Source organism: Isoptericola jiangsuensis (assembly GCF_002563715.1).
Classification (GTDB): Bacteria; Actinomycetota; Actinomycetes; order Actinomycetales; family Cellulomonadaceae; genus Isoptericola; species Isoptericola jiangsuensis.
This window is the reverse complement of record NZ_PDJJ01000001.1, coordinates 3727129-3744181: the sequence shown is the minus strand read 5'-3', so window position 1 is coordinate 3744181 and position 17053 is coordinate 3727129. Positions and strand designations below refer to the sequence as shown.

Here is a 17053-nt window from a genome sequence, read left to right as displayed (position 1 = left end):
GGGCGCGGGGCGCCCTCCACTTCGGGATGGACGACGCCGCGCGGCCACCTTGACCGTCCTTCGAGCTGCGGCCGTGCCGGTGTTCTTCCGCGGGGCCCGCTCGGTGGCCGCGGTCTCGGACGTGTGCGTCGAGGACATGTGGAGCCGGCGGGCGTCGTCCTGCGCTGACTGGCGGAATGTCGCGCTGACTCAGCGAGATCTGCGCTGACTCGCGCCAACGAGCGCTGAGTCGGGGGGATCTGCGCTGACTCGCGGGGCTCTGCGCTGACTCGCGGAAGACAACGCTGAGTCGGGGGGATGCGCGCTGACTCGCGGGGCTCTGCGCTGACTCGCGGGAACCTGCGCTGAGTCGCGCCGGGTGTGCGGGGACGACGACGCCGGCCCGTGCGAGGTGTGTCTCGGGCGGGCCGGCGTCGGGTCGGGGTCAGTCGCGGGCGGTGAGGACCAGCGGGCCGTCGGCGGTGATGGCGACGGTGTGCTCGGAGTGGGCGCCGCGGGAGCCGTCGGCGGAGCGGAGGGTCCAGCCGTCGTCGTCGGTGTAGATCTCGTCGGTGGTCTCGAGGAACCACGGCTCGATGGCGATGACGAGGCCGGGGCGCAGGGGGTAGCCGCGGCCGGCGCGGCCGTCGTTGGGGACGTGGGGGTCGCCGTGCATGGTGCGCCCGACGCCGTGGCCGCCGAAGTCGGTGTTGATGCGGTAGCCGGCGTCGCGGGCGACGGCGGCGATGGCGGCGGAGATGTCGCCGATCTTGCCGCCGGGCTGCGCGGCGGCGATGCCGGCGTCGAGGGCGAGCTCGGTGGTGCGGATGAGCTGCGCGTCGGCCTCGCCGCGCTCGGGGGTGGTGGGCTGCCCGACGACGAACGACAGCGCGGAGTCGGAGACCCAGCCGTCGACGGCGACGGCGAAGTCGATGCTGAGGAGGTCGCCGTCGACGAGGGTGTAGTCGTGGGGGAGGCCGTGCAGCACGGCGTCGTTGACGGAGGTGCAGATGACCTTGCCGAAGGGGCTGGCGCCGAACGACGGGTGGTAGTCGATGTAGCAGGACTCGGCGCCACGCTGCTTAATCATGCGGTGGGCCAGCTCGTCGAGCTCGAGCAGGTTGACGCCGGGCTTGGCGGCTTCGCGCACGGCGGTGAGCGTCTCGGCGACGAACTGGCCGGCCGGGCGCATCTCCTCGATCTCGCGCGGGCTCCTCAGCTCGATCATGGTGGTCCTTCCGGGTGCGGTGACGGTGCTGGGTACAGGGTGTCACGGATCAGGGGGCGGCGAGCCCGTCGCTCCCGGGCAGATCGTCATCACATCGTGACGTCGTCGGGGGCCGTGACCAGTTGCGCGACCTGCAACGTTGCGGTCTGCTTTACAAAGGGTGCGAGGGCGACCTGTCCGGGACAAAGTGGACCCGAGCATCGACCGCGTCGACGACGACCCGCCGTCGGCGACCCGCACGACGACCGCACGACGCAGTGGAGGGGTTGGCATGACCAGAACCACGACGACAGCACGCCGACGCGGGCTGGCGGTGCTCGCCGGCGGAGCGAGCCTCGCTCTGCTGCTGGCGGCCTGCAGCGACCCGGACGGCGACGCACCCAGCGAGAGCGAGAGCAGCGGCGACGCGATGTCGTCGACGTCGATCGACTGCTCCGCCTACGACGAGTTCGGTGACCTCGACGGCACCACGGTCAACATCTACACGTCGATCGTCGAGCCGGAGCAGGCGACGCAGGAGGCCTCCTACGACGCGTTCGAGGAGTGCACCGGCGTGACGATCGCCTACGAGGGCTCGCGCGAGTTCGAGGCGCAGCTCCTGGTCCGCATCCAGGCGGGCAACGCGCCCGACATCGCGTTCCTGCCGCAGCCCGGCCTGCTCAACACGATCGTCAACGACTACCCGGACGCCATCCAGCCGGCGCCGGACGCCACCGTCGCCAACGTGGACGAGTTCTTCTCGGAGACGTGGAAGGGCTACGGCACGGTCGACGGCACGTTCTACGCCGCCCCGCTCGGTGCCAACGCGAAGTCGTTCGTCTGGTACTCGCCGTCGATGTTCGCCGACGCCGGGTACGAGGTCCCCGAGACGTGGACCGAGATGATGGAGCTCACCCAGACCATCGCCGACGAGCAGGAGACCCTGCCCTGGTGCGCCGGTGTGGAGTCCGGTGACGCGACCGGCTGGCCGGGCACCGACTGGATCGAGGACGTCGTCCTGCGCACCGCCGGGCCGGACGTCTACACCCAGTGGTACACCCACGAGATCCCGTTCAACGACCCGCAGATCGTCGAGGCGTGGGACACCACCGGCGAGATCCTCAAGAACCCGGAGTACGTGAACGCCGGTCTCGGCGGTGTCGACTCGATCGCCACCTCCCCGTGGACCGACGCCGGGTTCCCGATCCTCGACGGCAACTGCTGGCTGCACCGCGCGGCGAACTTCTACCAGACGCAGTGGCCGTCCGGGACGACGGTCGCCTCCGACGGCGACGTCTTCGCGTTCTACCTGCCGACCGACCAGACCGACATCAAGCCGGTCCTCGGCGGCGGCGAGTTCGTGGCGTCGTTCGCGGACCGCCCCGAGGTGCAGGCGTTCCAGACGTACCTGTCCAGCGCGGACTGGGCCAACCAGAAGGCCCTGTCCACGCCCGAGGGCGGCTGGGTCAGCGCCAACACGGGCCTCGACCCGGAGAACCTCCAGACGGAGTTCGACCAGCTCGCCTGGGAGACCCTGGCCGACGAGAACGCCGTCATCGCGTTCGACGGCTCGGACCTCATGCCCGGCGAGGTCGGTGCGGGCACGTTCTGGACCGGCGTCGTCGACTGGCTGACCGGCGCCAGCACGCAGGAGGTCGTCGACCGCATCGAGAACAGCTGGCCGATGTGATCCATCCGTGGCCGGTCCGGGGCGCCGCCCCGGACCGGCCACGCCGTCCCTGAAGGAGGTCACCCGTGTCCTGGCTGCTCGAACCGTCCGGAGTCGGCGAGAAGTTCCTCGTCATGTTCGTGGCGATCCTGTTGTTCGTCGCCGTCATGAGTCTCATCCTGTTCGTCGTCGACCGGCCGAAGCGCATCCCGAACTGGGTCGTCGCGCTCGGCTTCGTGGGGCTGCCGCTCGCGTTCCTGCTCTACGGGCTGGTGCGACCGGCGCTCATCACGTTGTGGAACTCGTTCTTCAACCGCAACAGCACGGAGTTCGTCGGCGTCGACAACTACGTCACCGCGTTCACCCAGCCGCAGTTCCAGAAGGTCCTGCTGGTCACCGCGGCCTGGGTCATCCTCGCGCCTTTGCTGAGCACCGTCATCGGGCTCGTCTACGCCGTGCTCGTGGACCGCACCCGGTTCGAGAAGCTCGCCAAGGCGCTCGTGTTCATCCCGATGGCGATCTCCATGGTGGGCGCGTCCATCATCTGGGGGTTCGTCTACGAGTTCCGACCCGACCAGGCGGGCATCCAGCAGATCGGTCTGCTCAACCAGCTCCTCGTCTGGCTCGGCTTCCCACCGCAGCAGTTCCTCATCGGGCAGCCGTGGAACACCGGGTTCCTCATCGTCGTCATGATCTGGATCCAGACCGGTTTCGCGATGACGGTGCTGTCCGCGGCGATCAAGGCGATCCCGGACGACATCGTCGAGGCCGCCCGTCTCGACGGGCTGCACGGCATGCAGATGTTCCGGTTCATCACGGTGCCGAGCATCCGCCCCGCCCTCGTCGTCGTCCTGACGACGATCGCGATGGCGACGCTCAAGGCGTTCGACATCGTCCGCACGATGACGGGCGGGCAGTTCGGCACCCAGGTCGTGGCGAACGAGTTCTACACGCAGGCGTTCCGGCAGAACAACCAGGGCCTCGCGGCCGCCCTCGCCGTCGTGCTGTTCATCCTCGTGATCCCGATCATCGTCTACAACGTGGGTCAGATGCGGAAGGCGGAGGACATCCGATGACGACGACACCGACGCCGGGGCAGGCCGCCGGCCCGCTGGTCGACGACGACGTCCCGGCCGAGCCCCGCAAGCTGACCCGCCTCGAGAAGCGGGCCATCGCCACCAAGGGTCGGCTCAGCTCGCCCTGGGCATCCGGCATCGCGATCATCATCGCGATCCTCTGGACGATCCCGTCGGTCGGCCTGCTGGTGACCTCTTTCCGGCCGGAGCTCGACATCCGCAACAGCGGCTGGTGGACCGTCTTCGGCGGCATCTTCAGCGGCGAGGCCGAGTTCACCGCCGACAACTACAACGAGGTCCTCTACGGCAACAGCTCGAACCTGTCGGCGACGTTCGTCAACTCGTTCGTCATCACGATCCCGGCCGTCATCATCCCGATCACGCTCGCCCTGCTCGCCGCGTACGCGTTCGCGTGGATCCAGTTCAGGGGCCGGGAGTTCCTGTTCGTCGCCGTGTTCGCGCTCCAGGTGGTGCCGCTCCAGGTCGCGCTGGTCCCGCTGCTGTCCGACTACGTCGACTGGGGGATCAACGGCTCGTTCTGGACCGTGTGGCTGTCGCACTCGATCTTCGCGCTGCCGCTCGCGATCTTCCTGCTGCACAACTTCATGAAGGACATCCCGCCCTCCCTCGTGGAGGCGGCCCGCGTCGACGGGGCCGGGCACGTGAAGATCTTCTTCCGCGTCCTGTTCCCGCTGCTCGTGCCCGCCATCGCGTCGTTCGGCATCTTCCAGTTCCTGTGGGTCTGGAACGACCTGCTCGTCGGCCTGACGTTCACCAGCCCCGCCTACCGGCCGATGACGGTCGCGGTCGCGGAGCTGGCGGGGTCGCGCGGCGGCGACTGGCACCTGCTCACCGCGGGCGCGTTCGTCGCGATGATCGTCCCGCTCATCGTGTTCATCGCGCTCCAGCGGTACTTCGTGCGCGGCATGCTGGCGGGGGCGGTCAAGGGCTGACCTCCTCCCAGGACCTCGCGGTGCATGAAGGCCCCCGCCGACGTCGCCCACCTCGAGGTGGGCGACGTCGCCGGGGGCCTGTCGTCACCGTGGCGCGACGACCGACGGCACCTCTCGCCCGGTGCGAGCCGGACGATCCCGTGCCCGCGGTGACGGACCGCGAAGGTCAGACGGCGGCGGGCACCGGAGCGGCCACGGCCTTCGGGCTGGCACCGAAGCGGTTGTCGCCGGGCGTGCCCTCGCCGGCCCAGAAGACCAGCAGGACGATGCCGCCGAACGGCACGAAGCCGAGGAAGTACCAGAAGCCGGAGCGGTCGGTGTCGTGGAGACGACGCACGGAGACGGCGATCGACGGCAGCACGAGGGCGAGCATGACCAGCATGAAGACCGCGTAGACGGCCCAGAAGCCGCCCGAGACCGTGCCGGTCTCGATGTCGAGGGTCGTGCCGGCCGTGATGCCCAGCACGGTGCCGCCGACGGCCCCGACGATGGCCATGAACAGGTACCAGAACCAGAACTCGGAGCGGCGGGCACGGCCCGAGAACGTGGCGTAGTTGCCGAAGACGGACTTGACGGCGTCGCCGAAACCCATGTTTTTCCTCCCGGATGACGTCGGCACCGTTCGCACCGACCGCGGCGAACCTAGGGGATGAGAGCGTCCCGCGTCCAGAATTTCCCCATGTTTCCTTCACAACCAGACATGTCGTCCAGGACCCCGACCGGGTCGCGACGTAGGCTCCGCAGGTGCCCGACGCCACCTCGCCCGCCCCCGACGGACCGCAGCCGTCCGCCCCCGGCGGGCCGCTCGCGCGGGTGCCCGCACCCGCGCTGTTCGTCGTGTCCGGGCTGACGCTCTACCTCGGCGCCGCCGTCGCCGTCGGTCTGTTCGACACCCTCGGCGCGCCCACGGTGAGCTGGTGGCGCATCGTCCTGGCCGCCGTCGTCCTCCTCGCCTGGCGTCGGCCCTGGCGTCGTCGCTGGACACGCCGCGACCTCCTGGTCGCCGCCGCGTTCGGCGCCGCCCTGGCCGCGATGAACATCGTGTTCTACGTCGGCATCGACCACCTGCCCCTCGGCGTCGCCGTCGCCATCGAGTTCACCGGACCCATCGCGGTGGCCGCCGTCACCGGGCGGGGCTGGCGCGAGCGTGGCGCCATCGTCGTCGCCGCCGGAGGGGTCGTCCTGCTCGCCGGCGTGACCCTCGACGGCGATCTGCCGCGCGAGGACGTCGTCGTCGGCCTGGTCGCCGTCCTCGCCGCCGCCGCGTGCTGGGCCGGGTACATCGTGCTCGGCAAGCGCGTCGCCGGGGCCGGGTCCGGCGTCGACGGGCTCGCCGTCGGCATGCTGGCCGGTGCGCTGCTGTTCGCCCCGCTCTACGGCGCCTCCGTGCCGGACGTCGTCGCCGACCCGGCGCTGCTCGGCTTCCTGCTGGTCGTCGCGGTCTGCTCGTCCGTGGTGCCGTACGTCCTCGACCAGGTGGTGCTGCGGCGCGTCGGCACGGCCACGTTCTCCGTGCTGCTCGCCATGCTGCCCGCCACGGCGACGGTGGTCGGCGCCGTCGTGCTGCGCCAGCTGCCCACGTGGCCGGAGGTCGTCGGGCTCGCGCTCGTCACCGGGGCGATCGCGATGACGGCGACCGGACGCCGCTGAGCAGGCCGGGGCGCCTCACGGCACCAGCAGCACCTTGCCGAACGCCTCGCCGCCCTCGAGCATCGCCAGTGCGCGCTCGGCGTCGGCCAGGGGGACCCGCTCGTGCACGACGGGACGAAGCCGGCCGTCGGCCACCATCGGCCACACGTGCTCGCCCACCGCGGCGACGATCGCGGCCTTCTCGCGCGGGCTGCGCGACCGCAGGGTCGTGCCCGTCACGGTCGCCCGCTTCGCCATGAGCGCCGCGAGGTCCAGCTCGCCGCGCCGCCCCTGCTGCAGGCCGATCACGACCAGGCGCCCGCCGGGCGCGAGGACGCGCACGTTGTCGGGCAGGGCCCCGCCGCCCAGCACGTCCAGCACGACGTCGGCACCGCGGCCGTCGGTCGCGTCCCGCACCGCGGCCACGACGTCGTCGCGCCGATGGTCGACGACGACGTCCGCACCGAGCTCCCGGCAGCGCGCGACCCGCTCGGGACCACCCGCCGTCGTCACGACGCGCGCGCCGAGTGCCACGCCGAGCTGCACCGCGACGCTCCCCACGCCGCCGGACCCGCCGTGCACCAGCAGGGTCTCCCCGCGGGTGAGGCGGCCCGTGTCGACGAGGTTCGTCCACGCGGTGCACACGGCCTCCGGGAGCCCCGCGGCGTCCACCAGGTCGACGCCCGCCGGGACGGGCAAGGTCTGCGCGGCGGGCACCACCACCCGGTCGGCGTAGCCTCCGCCGCCGAGCAGCGCGACCACGCGATCACCGACACGCCGGGAGGACACGCCAGGGCCGAGCGCGCGGACAATACCGGACACCTCGAGTCCCGGCCACTCGGGAGCGTCGGGCGGCGGAGGGTACGCGCCGGCACGTTGCAGCAGGTCAGCGCGGTTCACACCGCTTGCTGCGACATCGACCACGATCTCGCCCGTGTCCGGATCGGGGAGGTTCGTCACGCTCGTGGTGAGTTTCCCTGACCCGCCCTGGACCGTTATCGTGACCGCTCGCACACCGATGCACACTACCCGCGCGTGTCGCCGCGCGTCGGGAGTCCCCGACGGTGTCGCGATTCACCGGGGGCACGGGGGTCGGACTACCCCCTGCCGCCGCACCACCAGTGATGGAGAGAGGTCCTCATGCTCCGCAGGTTGGGCGTTCGCGGGAAGATCCTTGCGACACTCGCCGTGCCGATCTTCGTCCTCGTCCTCGCCGCCGGGTACATCTCGTGGGGCGCGCTGGACCAGGCGGCCGAGGCGCGACAGACCTCCGCCCTGGTCGACAGTCTCGAGGTGCAGGACGACGCCGGCAGTGCCGTCGCGGCGGAGCGCGGTCTCGCGTTCGCCGCGCTCAACGAGGTCCCGGGTGCGATGGAGAGGCTCGTCGACGCCCAGGAGCAGACCGACGAGACGCTGGACCTGCGCGACGCCGCGCTCCGCGACCTCGACCTCGACTCCCTCAGCGTGAACGTGCAGGACGCCGTCCAGCAGACCATCGACGACCGCATCGTGCTCGACGACCTCCAGAGCGACGTCACCTCGAAGCAGATCACGGCCGCCCAGGCGCTCCAGCGCTACACCGAGGTCATCGAGCGCGCCCTCGACGTGCCGCGCTCCCTCTCCGCCGTCTCCACCGACGAGGGTCTGGTGCAGCGGCTCAACGGCTACATCGCGATGGACGAGGCGATGCTGGCCAACACGTACGAGCGCGGCCTGATCTCCGTCGGCCTGTACAAGCAGGGCCTCGCCCGCGGCCAGGACGACCTGAGCGCCCGCGACACCACCGAGCTCGCGCAGCTCGCCCAGCAGATGTCCGCCGCCATCAGCGAGTCCGACGACCTCCGCTCCGGCGCCCAGGACACCCTGGACCGCCTCGGCCTCGGCCTCACGGTCCCCGAGATGGACGAGGGTCTGACCACCCTCCGCACCAACCTCGAGTACCTCAACCCGTCCGGTGTCGACCCCGAGGTCGCCGCCCGCTCCGCCGAGCTCTCGCAGCAGTGGGTCGACGCCACCCAGCCCGTGCGCGACCAGGTCCGCGAGGAGACCGTCACCTACGCGTCCGAGCTCTCCGGCAACGCCCGCAACCAGGCCATCGGCACCATGCTCGCGACCTTCGGCATCGTGCTGCTCTCGGTCGTCATCGCCGTCGTCATCGCGCGCCGCATCGTGAACCCGCTGCGCCGCCTCACCGCGGCCACCGCCGACGTGCGCGACCGCCTCCCGCAGATGGTCGAGCAGATGGCGGTCCCGGGTCAGAACCCCGGCATCGACCTCGTGCAGGTCCCCGTCGAGTCCTCCGACGAGATCGGCCGCCTCGCGAACGCGTTCAACGAGGTCAACGAGACGACGATGGTCGTCGCCCGGCAGCAGGCCGCCCTGCGTGGCTCCATCGCCGAGATGTTCGTCAACGTCGCCCGCCGCGACCAGGTGCTCCTCAACCGCCAGCTCGCGTTCCTCGACGAGCTCGAGCGGTCCGAGGAGGACCCGACGACGCTGTCGAACCTGTTCCGGCTCGACCACCTCGCGACCCGTATGCGCCGCAACGCCGAGTCCCTGCTCGTCCTCGCGGGCATCGACTCCGGCCGTCGAGTCCGCCAGCCGATGCCCGTCTCCGACGTCATCCGCACCGCGTCCTCCGAGATCGAGCTGTACGACCGCGTCCGGCTGAACCTGCAGTCCGACCCGCACATGCTCGGGCACAACGCGCTCACGGCCGCGCACCTCCTCGCCGAGCTCCTCGAGAACGCGACGATGTTCTCCGAGCCGCACACCCCCGTCGAGGTCACCACGACGCGCGACGCCCGCGGCGTCGTCGTCGCCGTGCGCGACCACGGTCTGGGCATGTCGGCCGACGAGATCGCCGAGGCCAACGTCAAGGTGGCCTCCGCCGCCGCGACCGACGCCGTCGGCGCCCAGCGCCTCGGCCTCTTCGTCGTCGGCCGGCTCGCGAACCGTCTCGGCGCCCAGGTCGTGTTCGGCACGGGCATCGAGGGGCGCGGCACCCTGGTCACCGTCGTCCTGCCGGCCGAGCTCTTCCTCGCGGACGAGGCGCTGCCGCTGCCGCAGCCGACCGACCCGCTGGAGGCCGCCACGCAGCGGTCCGCCGCGCAGCTCTCCGTGCCCGTCCGGGAGGACCACGCGCTGTCGGCACCCGCCGCCGAGCCCGCCCCGGCACCGGCCCCCGCCGCGCCGGCGCCCGCCCCGGCTCCCGCGCCCGCCCCGGTGCCGACGGCATCGTTCGGGCAGGGGCTCGTCGAGCCCGAGGCCCCCGTCGCCGAGCCCGTCGACATCGACGCGCTGACGGACGGCACGACGCGCGCGGGCATGCCGCGACGTCGCCGCGCCGAGGGTGACGCCCCGACCGAGGCCATCGTGCTCCCGCCGCTCGTCACGCCCACGCTCGACGAGTCGGCGCCCGAGGCCGAGGACGCCCAGTGGACGCCCCCGCAGCAGGTCGCCCCGTCGGAGCGCTCGCTCCCCAGCCGACACCGCGGTGCCACGCACCCGGCCGAGCCCGGCCCGGTGTCGGGGGCGCTGCCGCTGCCCGAGCCCGAGCGCCTGACCGCCCCCCTCGAGGTGGAGCAGCGCACGGGCCTGTTCTCCAACTTCCGGTCGATGGACCGCCTGGGGGACGGCCCGGAGGACACCGCCCTCCAGCTCGACGCGATCAACGAGGACCCGGCGGACCTGCCGCTCGGCTTCGGCGCCGACACTCCCGCGCCGGCGCCCGCCGCGGCCCCCACCGCGCCGGCCGCCGTCGAGAGGCCCGCCGCTCCCGTGTCCCGGTCGCCCTGGGCGACCGACGAGGTCACCCCGTCGTCGGCGACCTCCGCCGAGAGCGCCGAGGCGGAGCAGGACTACGCCGCGCTGCCCGCGTTCGAGGACCTCATGTCCGACCTCCCGACCCGACGTGGGGACGCCGCCGCCAACCGCAAGCGCGGTCTGTTCGGCCGCAAGCCGGCCGCGGACGAGCCCGCGGAGGCCCCGGAACGGTCGGTCGCCCCGGCGTCCGACCCGCTGACCGGTCGCCTCGTCGCCGAGCCCGCCCCGGCGGCGACCCGGTCCGACGAGCCCGCGCCCACGGCCTCCGTGCCCGACGCGTTCCGCACCGGACCCGTCGCACCGTCGCCGTGGACCGGACCCACGGAGCGGTCCACGCCGGCCCCGGCCCAGCCCGCGGCCTACCGTGCTCCCGAGGTCGACCACGTCCCCTACCAGCCGGCACCTGCCGCGCCCGTCGAGCCCCGCCCCGCCGCGGGCGACGACGCACGGCCGACCCCGACCGCCTACGGCGAGTCGGTCCTGCCCCTGCGTTCGACGGGCCACGGCGCCGAGGACCCGCTCGACCCCCACTACGTGCCCGACACCGTCGAGGCGCGCTCGGAGTGGATGGCCTCGGCCGTCCTCTACGAGGAGATGTCGACCCTGCTCCAGCGGGGTGTCTTCCAGGAAGGGAACGTGACGACCACCGACCAGGAGCCGTCCTACCAGCCGCAGTCGATGCCGGCCCCCGGACCGGGCCTGGTCCGGCGGAGCCGTACGACCGAGCAGCCCGCCCGGACCGACCGGTTCACGGCGCAGATCGAACGTGACCCGGAGCAGCTGCGGGCCCGATTGTCGGCCTTCCAGTCGGCGACGGCCCGTGGTCGTTCCGAGACGACCCCCGGTGGGGTCTCGACGGATGGGGCTCGACCGTGAATGATGTCCATGAATCATCCCCGCACAGCGGTGACCTGCGCACACTCAGCGCACCTGATGAGGAGGAAGCGTGACCCTCAGTACTGAAGCGACCAACTTCGGGTGGCTTCTCGACAACTTCGTCCGGACCGTCCCCGGCAGCCGCCACACCCTGGTTGTCTCGGCCGACGGTCTGCTCATGGCGATGTCGGACCAGCTCGACCGCACGAGCGGCGACCAGCTCGCCGCGATCGTCTCCGGCATGTCGAGCCTCACCCGCGGCGCCTCACGGCAGCTCAACGGCGGCAACGTCCGCCAGGCCGTCATCGAGATGGACAACGGCTACCTCTTCCTGATGAACGTCTCGAACGGCTCCGTGCTCGCCGTCGTGGCGGACGCCAGCTGCGACATCGGCCTCATCGGCTACGAGATGGCGCTGCTGGTCTCGCGGACCGAGGCGACCCTCACCCCGCAGCTCATCTCCGAGATGCGCGGCAACCTCCCGGTCGACGGCGCCACGCGCTCCGCCCGGGTGGGATGAGGTAGGCCATGTCGCACGCACCGTTCGGTTCACTGGGCGCGCACACCGCGGACAGCTACGAGGCGTCCACGGTGCGTCCCTACGCGGTCACCGGTGGCCGCGTCCGGTCGTCCATGTCCGACCTTCCCCTGGAAGCACTGGTCGAGGTGATGCCGGGCGCGGTGAGCAGCTTCGGCCTCACCCCGGAGAAGCGCGCGATCCTGCAGCACGCGGCGCACACCTACGTGTCGGTGGCCGAGCTCTCCGCCCTGCTCAAGCTCCCCCTGGGAGTCGTCCGCATCCTGGTCGCGGACATGCAGGAAGAGGGTCACATCACCGTGCACACCTCGGCCCCGGTCAACGTCCACACGGGTCACGGCAGCAACCACTCGGGGCTTTCCCTGAGCGTCTTGGAGAGTGTTCTCAATGGCATTTCCGCCCTCTGACAGCGCGTCCGCGTCGGCCGGTGGGTTCTCGCCGAGCTGGGCCCCCGTCTCGCAGCCCTCGGGCGCGGGCATGTGGGCCGCCCAGCCTGCCCCGGTGAACGAGGCCCCGGCCACGCCCGTCCGGCAGAGCGTGCTCGGTGGCGCCCCGGCCGGCCCGACGCAGGAGTCGCCGGCCCCGCAGGCACCGGCACCCGCCGTGCAGGCGCCGGCGGCCCAGGCGCCCGCCGCGGCCGCACCGGAGCCCGGCGCACGCCCCGCGTCGCCTGCGGCGGCGACCGGGGGCGGTCAGGGTGCCGCACCGACCGTCACGAAGATCGTCGTCGCCGGCGGGTTCGCCGTCGGCAAGACGACGTTCATCGGGTCGATCTCCGACGTCGAGCCCCTCAACACCGAGGCCGCGATGACGGAGCACTCGGTGGGCGTCGACGACGCCGGTGGCGTCACCGACCGCAAGACCACCACCACGGTGGCGATGGACTTCGGTCGGGTGTCCCTGCCCGGGAACCTGTGGCTGTACCTGTTCGGCACCCCCGGCCAGGACCGCTTCCTGTTCATGTGGGACGACCTGGTGCGCGGCGCCATCGGCGCGGTCGTCCTCGTCGACACCGACCGCCTCGAGCAGTGCTTCCCCGCCATCGACTACTTCGAGTCGCGCGGCGTGCCGTTCGTCGTCGGCGTGAACTGCTTCGACGGCGTCGCCAAGCACCGCCTCGAGGACGTCCGCGAGGCGCTCCAGATCCCCGCGCACGTGCCGATGCTCTACACCGACGCCCGCTCCCGCGCCGCGACCAAGCAGACGCTCATCTCGCTGGTCCAGCTCGCGATGCGTCAGCTCCGCTCCGGCAGCACCGCGAACTGATCTCCCGGCCGTCGACGGCACGCACCGACCTCGGTCGGTCGCGCCGTCGGCGGCCGTGCTCGTGCCCCGGCTAGACTGCCCGGGCCTGGGAGGGCTGACAGAGCGGCCGAATGTGACGGTCTTGAAAACCGTTGTGCGGTGACCCCGCACCGGGGGTTCGAATCCCCCGCCCTCCGCACCGTGCGGCGTCACCGACGTCGCGCTTTGCCCCTGACCGCTGTTGGCGGTTAGTCTGGGCGCCGCGGCAGACCCGTTCTGTGGTTCGCCGCATGGAGACGTCGCATAGTCTGGTCTAGTGCGCCACCCTGCTAAGGTGGTAACGGGGCAACCCGTTCGCGGGTTCAAATCCCGCCGTCTCCGCCAGGAAGGCTCCGGTGCTCGTCGCCCGGGGCCTTTTCTGTCGGTCGAGAACGCGGCGGATCGTGGCCTCGGTCACGATCGCCGGATCCGGTTTGGGGATCCGGCCCGAGCGCGGTAATGTTCTCGACGGCCGGTCACGGAAGTGCCGGACAGACTGCGCCCGTAGCTCAACGGATAGAGCATCTGACTACGGATCAGAAGGTTGGGGGTTCGAATCCCTCCGGGCGCACAGACAGAGCGGCGGCCCGATCCTCACGGATCGGGCCGCCGCTCTTTTCGCGTCTCCCGGTCGTCGCATCGCGTGCGCCCGGACGGCCCAGCTCCGCTGTCGCGACGGCACGCGCGGCCCGAGCGCGTGGGGGAAGGGGCGCCCGGGGAACCGGGGCCGGCGCACGGGCCGATCCCGCCGAACGATGGGCGGTGCGCGCCCGCGGGCTGCCGGGTCGGCGTCCCGTGTCGGCTCCGTGCACTCAGACCGGAGCATCCGGCGGTGTCGGACGGTGTTCGGCCCGCGCTGCTGCAGGCGTCCGTCCCTGAGGGCCGCGCCGGGAGGTCGGCGTGGGATGCGCCGGGAGATCGGTGTGGGAGGCGCGGCCCGGGCCGCCGCCCTCCGTCGGCCATGCGGCACACCGGACGACCACGCTCGCAGGACCCGGGGTTCGTCCGACATGACCCGTGACGGCCGGACGACACGTGAATCGCCCCGTCTCACGTGCTCGGGTGCTCGGGTGCTCAGCTCGGAGTGCGGTCCAGCACTTGCGTGACCGAACACGTCCCCACCGACCGTGACGGCTCTGGAACGCGAGGTGGGTGATGCTCGGGTGCTCGGGTGCTCAGCTCGGAGTGCGGTCCAGCACTCGCGTGACCGAACACGTCCTCACCGACCGTGACGGCTCCGGGGAACGCGAGGCGGGTGATCATCGGGGAGCCCGCCGGGCCGTCGTGGCGCCTTCCGGGAGGAAGGGGCGTCGGAGGCGCGCACCGTCGGAGGCGCGGACGCCGCGAGTGCCGCCGGCCGGCCTCAGGACGTCGCACAGGCGCGGGGAGCAGTCGCCGGGAGATCGGGCGGACGTCGCCCAGGGGACTGTTGCGGGACGTCGAGGATGCCGCTGCCGGCCACAGGGAGCCCTCCGCCCATGGTGAGGCGCTCCGCGCACCTGTCGGCGAACCGCCCAGACTCGGTCGACCTCCCTGACGGCGCCGGTGATCGTGCGGAGCGAGGCTGACACGGGTGTCGGGGGTGACCTGGCCGTGTGGTGGGGCCGGCTCCGGCGGTGGGACGAGCCAGGAGGATGGGAACCGGCTCCGAGCACCCCGCGGTGCTCCGCCCGGCGGCAACCGGGGCCGGCGGGACCAGGGACGCCGACCGCGGAGTGGTGCAGGCCACGTGGGGGCGCGTTGACGTGGGGCGGTCCGGTGGGTAATGTTCTCGGAGTTCAGCCCGCCGGGCGAGGCGGACACCGAGGAGACAACCTGAGGGTTGGGTACCGGTGGCCGGGCCGGGGTTGGGAACCATCTTCCTTCTGGGTCGGGGTGTTTTGTGCGCTCTGGTTCTGGGTGGGGTGTCTTCTGTTGTTTTTCGTGTGTTTTTTCGTGGCGTTCTTCGGAGCGGGGCGGATTTGCGCGGGAATGGCGGGGGCGCTAAGTTAGAGGGGTTGCCCCGGGCGGGGTTCGGACGAGGGTTCGGGCTTCGGATGGTGTGCGTCGGTTGTTTGAGAACTCAACAGTGTGCTTGATAGTCAATGCCAAATTTATTGAACCTTCATTGGTTCCTTTGGATCGGACATCTAGATTTTTGCTAGCTGTCTGGCCAGTATCGATTGGCATCGCACGCCCTTGGGGTGTGTGGTGTTTTTCTCTCTTTCACGGAGAGTTTGATCCTGGCTCAGGACGAACGCTGGCGGCGTGCTTAACACATGCAAGTCGAACGGTGAAGCCCAGCTTGCTGGGTGGATCAGTGGCGAACGGGTGAGTAACACGTGAGCAACCTGCCCTCCACTTCGGGATAAGCCTTGGAAACGGGGTCTAATACCGGATATGAGCGCCTGCTGCATGGCGGGTGTTGGAAAGTTTTTCGGTGGGGGATGGGCTCGCGGCCTATCAGCTTGTTGGTGGGGTAATGGCCTACCAAGGCGTCGACGGGTAGCCGGCCTGAGAGGGCGACCGGCCACACTGGGACTGAGACACGGCCCAGACTCCTACGGGAGGCAGCAGTGGGGAATATTGCACAATGGGCGAAAGCCTGATGCAGCGACGCCGCGTGAGGGATGACGGCCTTCGGGTTGTAAACCTCTTTCAGCAGGGAAGAAGCGCAAGTGACGGTACCTGCAGAAGAAGCGCCGGCTAACTACGTGCCAGCAGCCGCGGTAATACGTAGGGCGCAAGCGTTGTCCGGAATTATTGGGCGTAAAGAGCTCGTAGGCGGTTTGTCGCGTCTGGTGTGAAAACCTCAGGCTCAACCTGGGGCGTGCATCGGGTACGGGCAGACTAGAGTGCGGTAGGGGAGACTGGAATTCCTGGTGTAGCGGTGGAATGCGCAGATATCAGGAGGAACACCGATGGCGAAGGCAGGTCTCTGGGCCGCAACTGACGCTGAGGAGCGAAAGCATGGGGAGCGAACAGGATTAGATACCCTGGTAGTCCATGCCGTAAACGTTGGGCACTAGGTGTGGGGCTCATTCCACGAGTTCCGTGCCGCAGCTAACGCATTAAGTGCCCCGCCTGGGGAGTACGGCCGCAAGGCTAAAACTCAAAGGAATTGACGGGGGCCCGCACAAGCGGCGGAGCATGCGGATTAATTCGATGCAACGCGAAGAACCTTACCAAGGCTTGACATGCACCGGAAACACTCAGAGATGGGTGCCCCGTAAGGTCGGTGCACAGGTGGTGCATGGTTGTCGTCAGCTCGTGTCGTGAGATGTTGGGTTAAGTCCCGCAACGAGCGCAACCCTCGTCCTATGTTGCCAGCGGGTTATGCCGGGGACTCATAGGAGACTGCCGGGGTCAACTCGGAGGAAGGCGGGGATGACGTCAAATCATCATGCCCCTTATGTCTTGGGCTTCACGCATGCTACAATGGCCGGTACAGAGGGCTGCGATACCGCAAGGTGGAGCGAATCCCAAAAAGCCGGTCTCAGTTCGGATTGGGGTCTGCAACTCGACCCCATGAAGTCGGAGTCGCTAGTAATCGCAGATCAGCAACGCTGCGGTGAATACGTTCCCGGGCCTTGTACACACCGCCCGTCAAGTCACGAAAGTTGGTAACACCCGAAGCCCATGGCCCAACCCTTGTGGGGGGAGTGGTCGAAGGTGGGACCGGCGATTGGGACTAAGTCGTAACAAGGTAGCCGTACCGGAAGGTGCGGCTGGATCACCTCCTTTCTAAGGAGCACGTGGCCCTGGTGGCTCGTGGCCGGCAAGGCTCGCCCGTTCGGGTGGGTGTCGGTGGCGGGTCGCGTAGCTGGGGTCCATGCAGGCCGCTTGAGACGCCGACAGTGCGTCTGGTGGCTGCTCTGGGTGGAACATTGACTACGGTCGCCTGCGGGTGGCTGGTGCTAGTACGCCTCGTTCGCGGGGCTGGAACGCGCTGGTCGGTCGTGGGGGGGTCGGTGAGCACACTGTTGGGTCCTGAGGCAACCGGCCATGGGTCGGGGGTTTCATGACGCGGGTCGTCGG

Annotated in this window: 11 protein-coding genes, 3 tRNA genes and 1 rRNA gene; 12 read left to right on the top strand and 3 right to left on the bottom strand. The window is 70.3% G+C overall.

All coding sequences use genetic code 11. From position 1 onward, the window contains the following. Window positions 1–424: 424 nt before the first annotated feature. On the bottom strand, window positions 425–1207 hold the full coding sequence (gene map, locus ATJ88_RS16840) for a type I methionyl aminopeptidase (protein WP_098464824.1): 783 nt from the start codon (window positions 1205–1207) through the stop codon (window positions 425–427). Between the two features lie 271 nt (window positions 1208–1478). Between map and ATJ88_RS16835 the strand changes: the two genes are divergently transcribed. The 3 genes from ATJ88_RS16835 (at window position 1479) to ATJ88_RS16825 (ending at window position 4884) form a co-directional block, all read left to right on the top strand. After that, window positions 1479–2876: an ABC transporter substrate-binding protein gene (locus ATJ88_RS16835; protein WP_098464823.1), complete on the top strand. Its 1398-nt coding sequence runs from the start codon at window positions 1479–1481 to the stop codon at window positions 2874–2876. A 65-nt stretch (window positions 2877–2941) separates the two neighbouring features. Further along, entirely contained in the window at window positions 2942–3931 is a 990-nt protein-coding gene (locus ATJ88_RS16830; protein ID WP_425432693.1) for a carbohydrate ABC transporter permease, read from the top strand. After that, complete coding sequence (locus tag ATJ88_RS16825) at window positions 3928–4884, top strand: carbohydrate ABC transporter permease (protein ID WP_098464822.1); 957 nt, start codon at window positions 3928–3930, stop codon at window positions 4882–4884. The genes ATJ88_RS16830 and ATJ88_RS16825 overlap by 4 nt, the downstream gene beginning before the upstream one ends. Window positions 4885–5050: 166 nt before the next feature. On the opposite strand, the gene ATJ88_RS16820 is transcribed toward ATJ88_RS16825, so the two are convergent. Next, window positions 5051–5476, bottom strand: coding sequence for a DUF805 domain-containing protein (locus ATJ88_RS16820; protein WP_098464821.1), 426 nt, complete (start codon window positions 5474–5476; stop codon window positions 5051–5053). Between the two features lie 221 nt (window positions 5477–5697). On the opposite strand from ATJ88_RS16820, the gene ATJ88_RS16815 reads away from it, so the two are divergent. After that, window positions 5698–6534, top strand: coding sequence for an EamA family transporter (locus tag ATJ88_RS16815; RefSeq protein ID WP_098465435.1), 837 nt, complete (start codon window positions 5698–5700; stop codon window positions 6532–6534). A gap of 15 nt (window positions 6535–6549) precedes the next feature. Here the strand turns inward: ATJ88_RS16815 and ATJ88_RS16810 are convergent, their stop codons facing one another. Beyond that, window positions 6550–7527 (bottom strand): NAD(P)H-quinone oxidoreductase, encoded by a 978-nt coding sequence (locus ATJ88_RS16810; protein ID WP_098465434.1) that lies wholly within the window; start codon window positions 7525–7527, stop codon window positions 6550–6552. 174 nt (window positions 7528–7701) lie between these two features. Between ATJ88_RS16810 and ATJ88_RS16805 the strand changes: the two genes are divergently transcribed. From ATJ88_RS16805 to ATJ88_RS16770, 8 genes are all read left to right on the top strand, one after another. Beyond that, on the top strand, window positions 7702–11214 hold the full coding sequence (locus tag ATJ88_RS16805; RefSeq protein WP_170023686.1) for an ATP-binding protein: 3513 nt from the start codon (window positions 7702–7704) through the stop codon (window positions 11212–11214). 70 nt (window positions 11215–11284) lie between these two features. Continuing rightward, the gene (locus ATJ88_RS16800; RefSeq protein ID WP_098464819.1) at window positions 11285–11734 is read left to right on the top strand and encodes a roadblock/LC7 domain-containing protein; all 450 of its coding nucleotides are present in this window, start codon (window positions 11285–11287) and stop codon (window positions 11732–11734) included. Between the two features lie 8 nt (window positions 11735–11742). Further along, a complete protein-coding gene (locus ATJ88_RS16795; protein WP_098464818.1) occupies window positions 11743–12159 on the top strand; it encodes a DUF742 domain-containing protein in 417 nt (138 codons plus the stop codon). Window positions 12160–12472: 313 nt separating this feature from the next. Beyond that, window positions 12473–13018 (top strand): GTP-binding protein, encoded by a 546-nt coding sequence (locus tag ATJ88_RS16790; RefSeq protein ID WP_425432706.1) that lies wholly within the window; start codon window positions 12473–12475, stop codon window positions 13016–13018. 88 nt (window positions 13019–13106) lie between these two features. Continuing rightward, window positions 13107–13194, top strand: a tRNA-Ser gene (locus tag ATJ88_RS16785). Between the two features lie 95 nt (window positions 13195–13289). Then, window positions 13290–13381, top strand: a tRNA-Ser gene (locus ATJ88_RS16780). 153 nt (window positions 13382–13534) lie between these two features. Then, window positions 13535–13607: transfer RNA gene (locus ATJ88_RS16775), tRNA-Arg, on the top strand. Window positions 13608–15240: 1633 nt separating this feature from the next. Then, window positions 15241–16759 (top strand): 16S ribosomal RNA (locus ATJ88_RS16770). Window positions 16760–17053 lie beyond the last annotated feature (294 nt).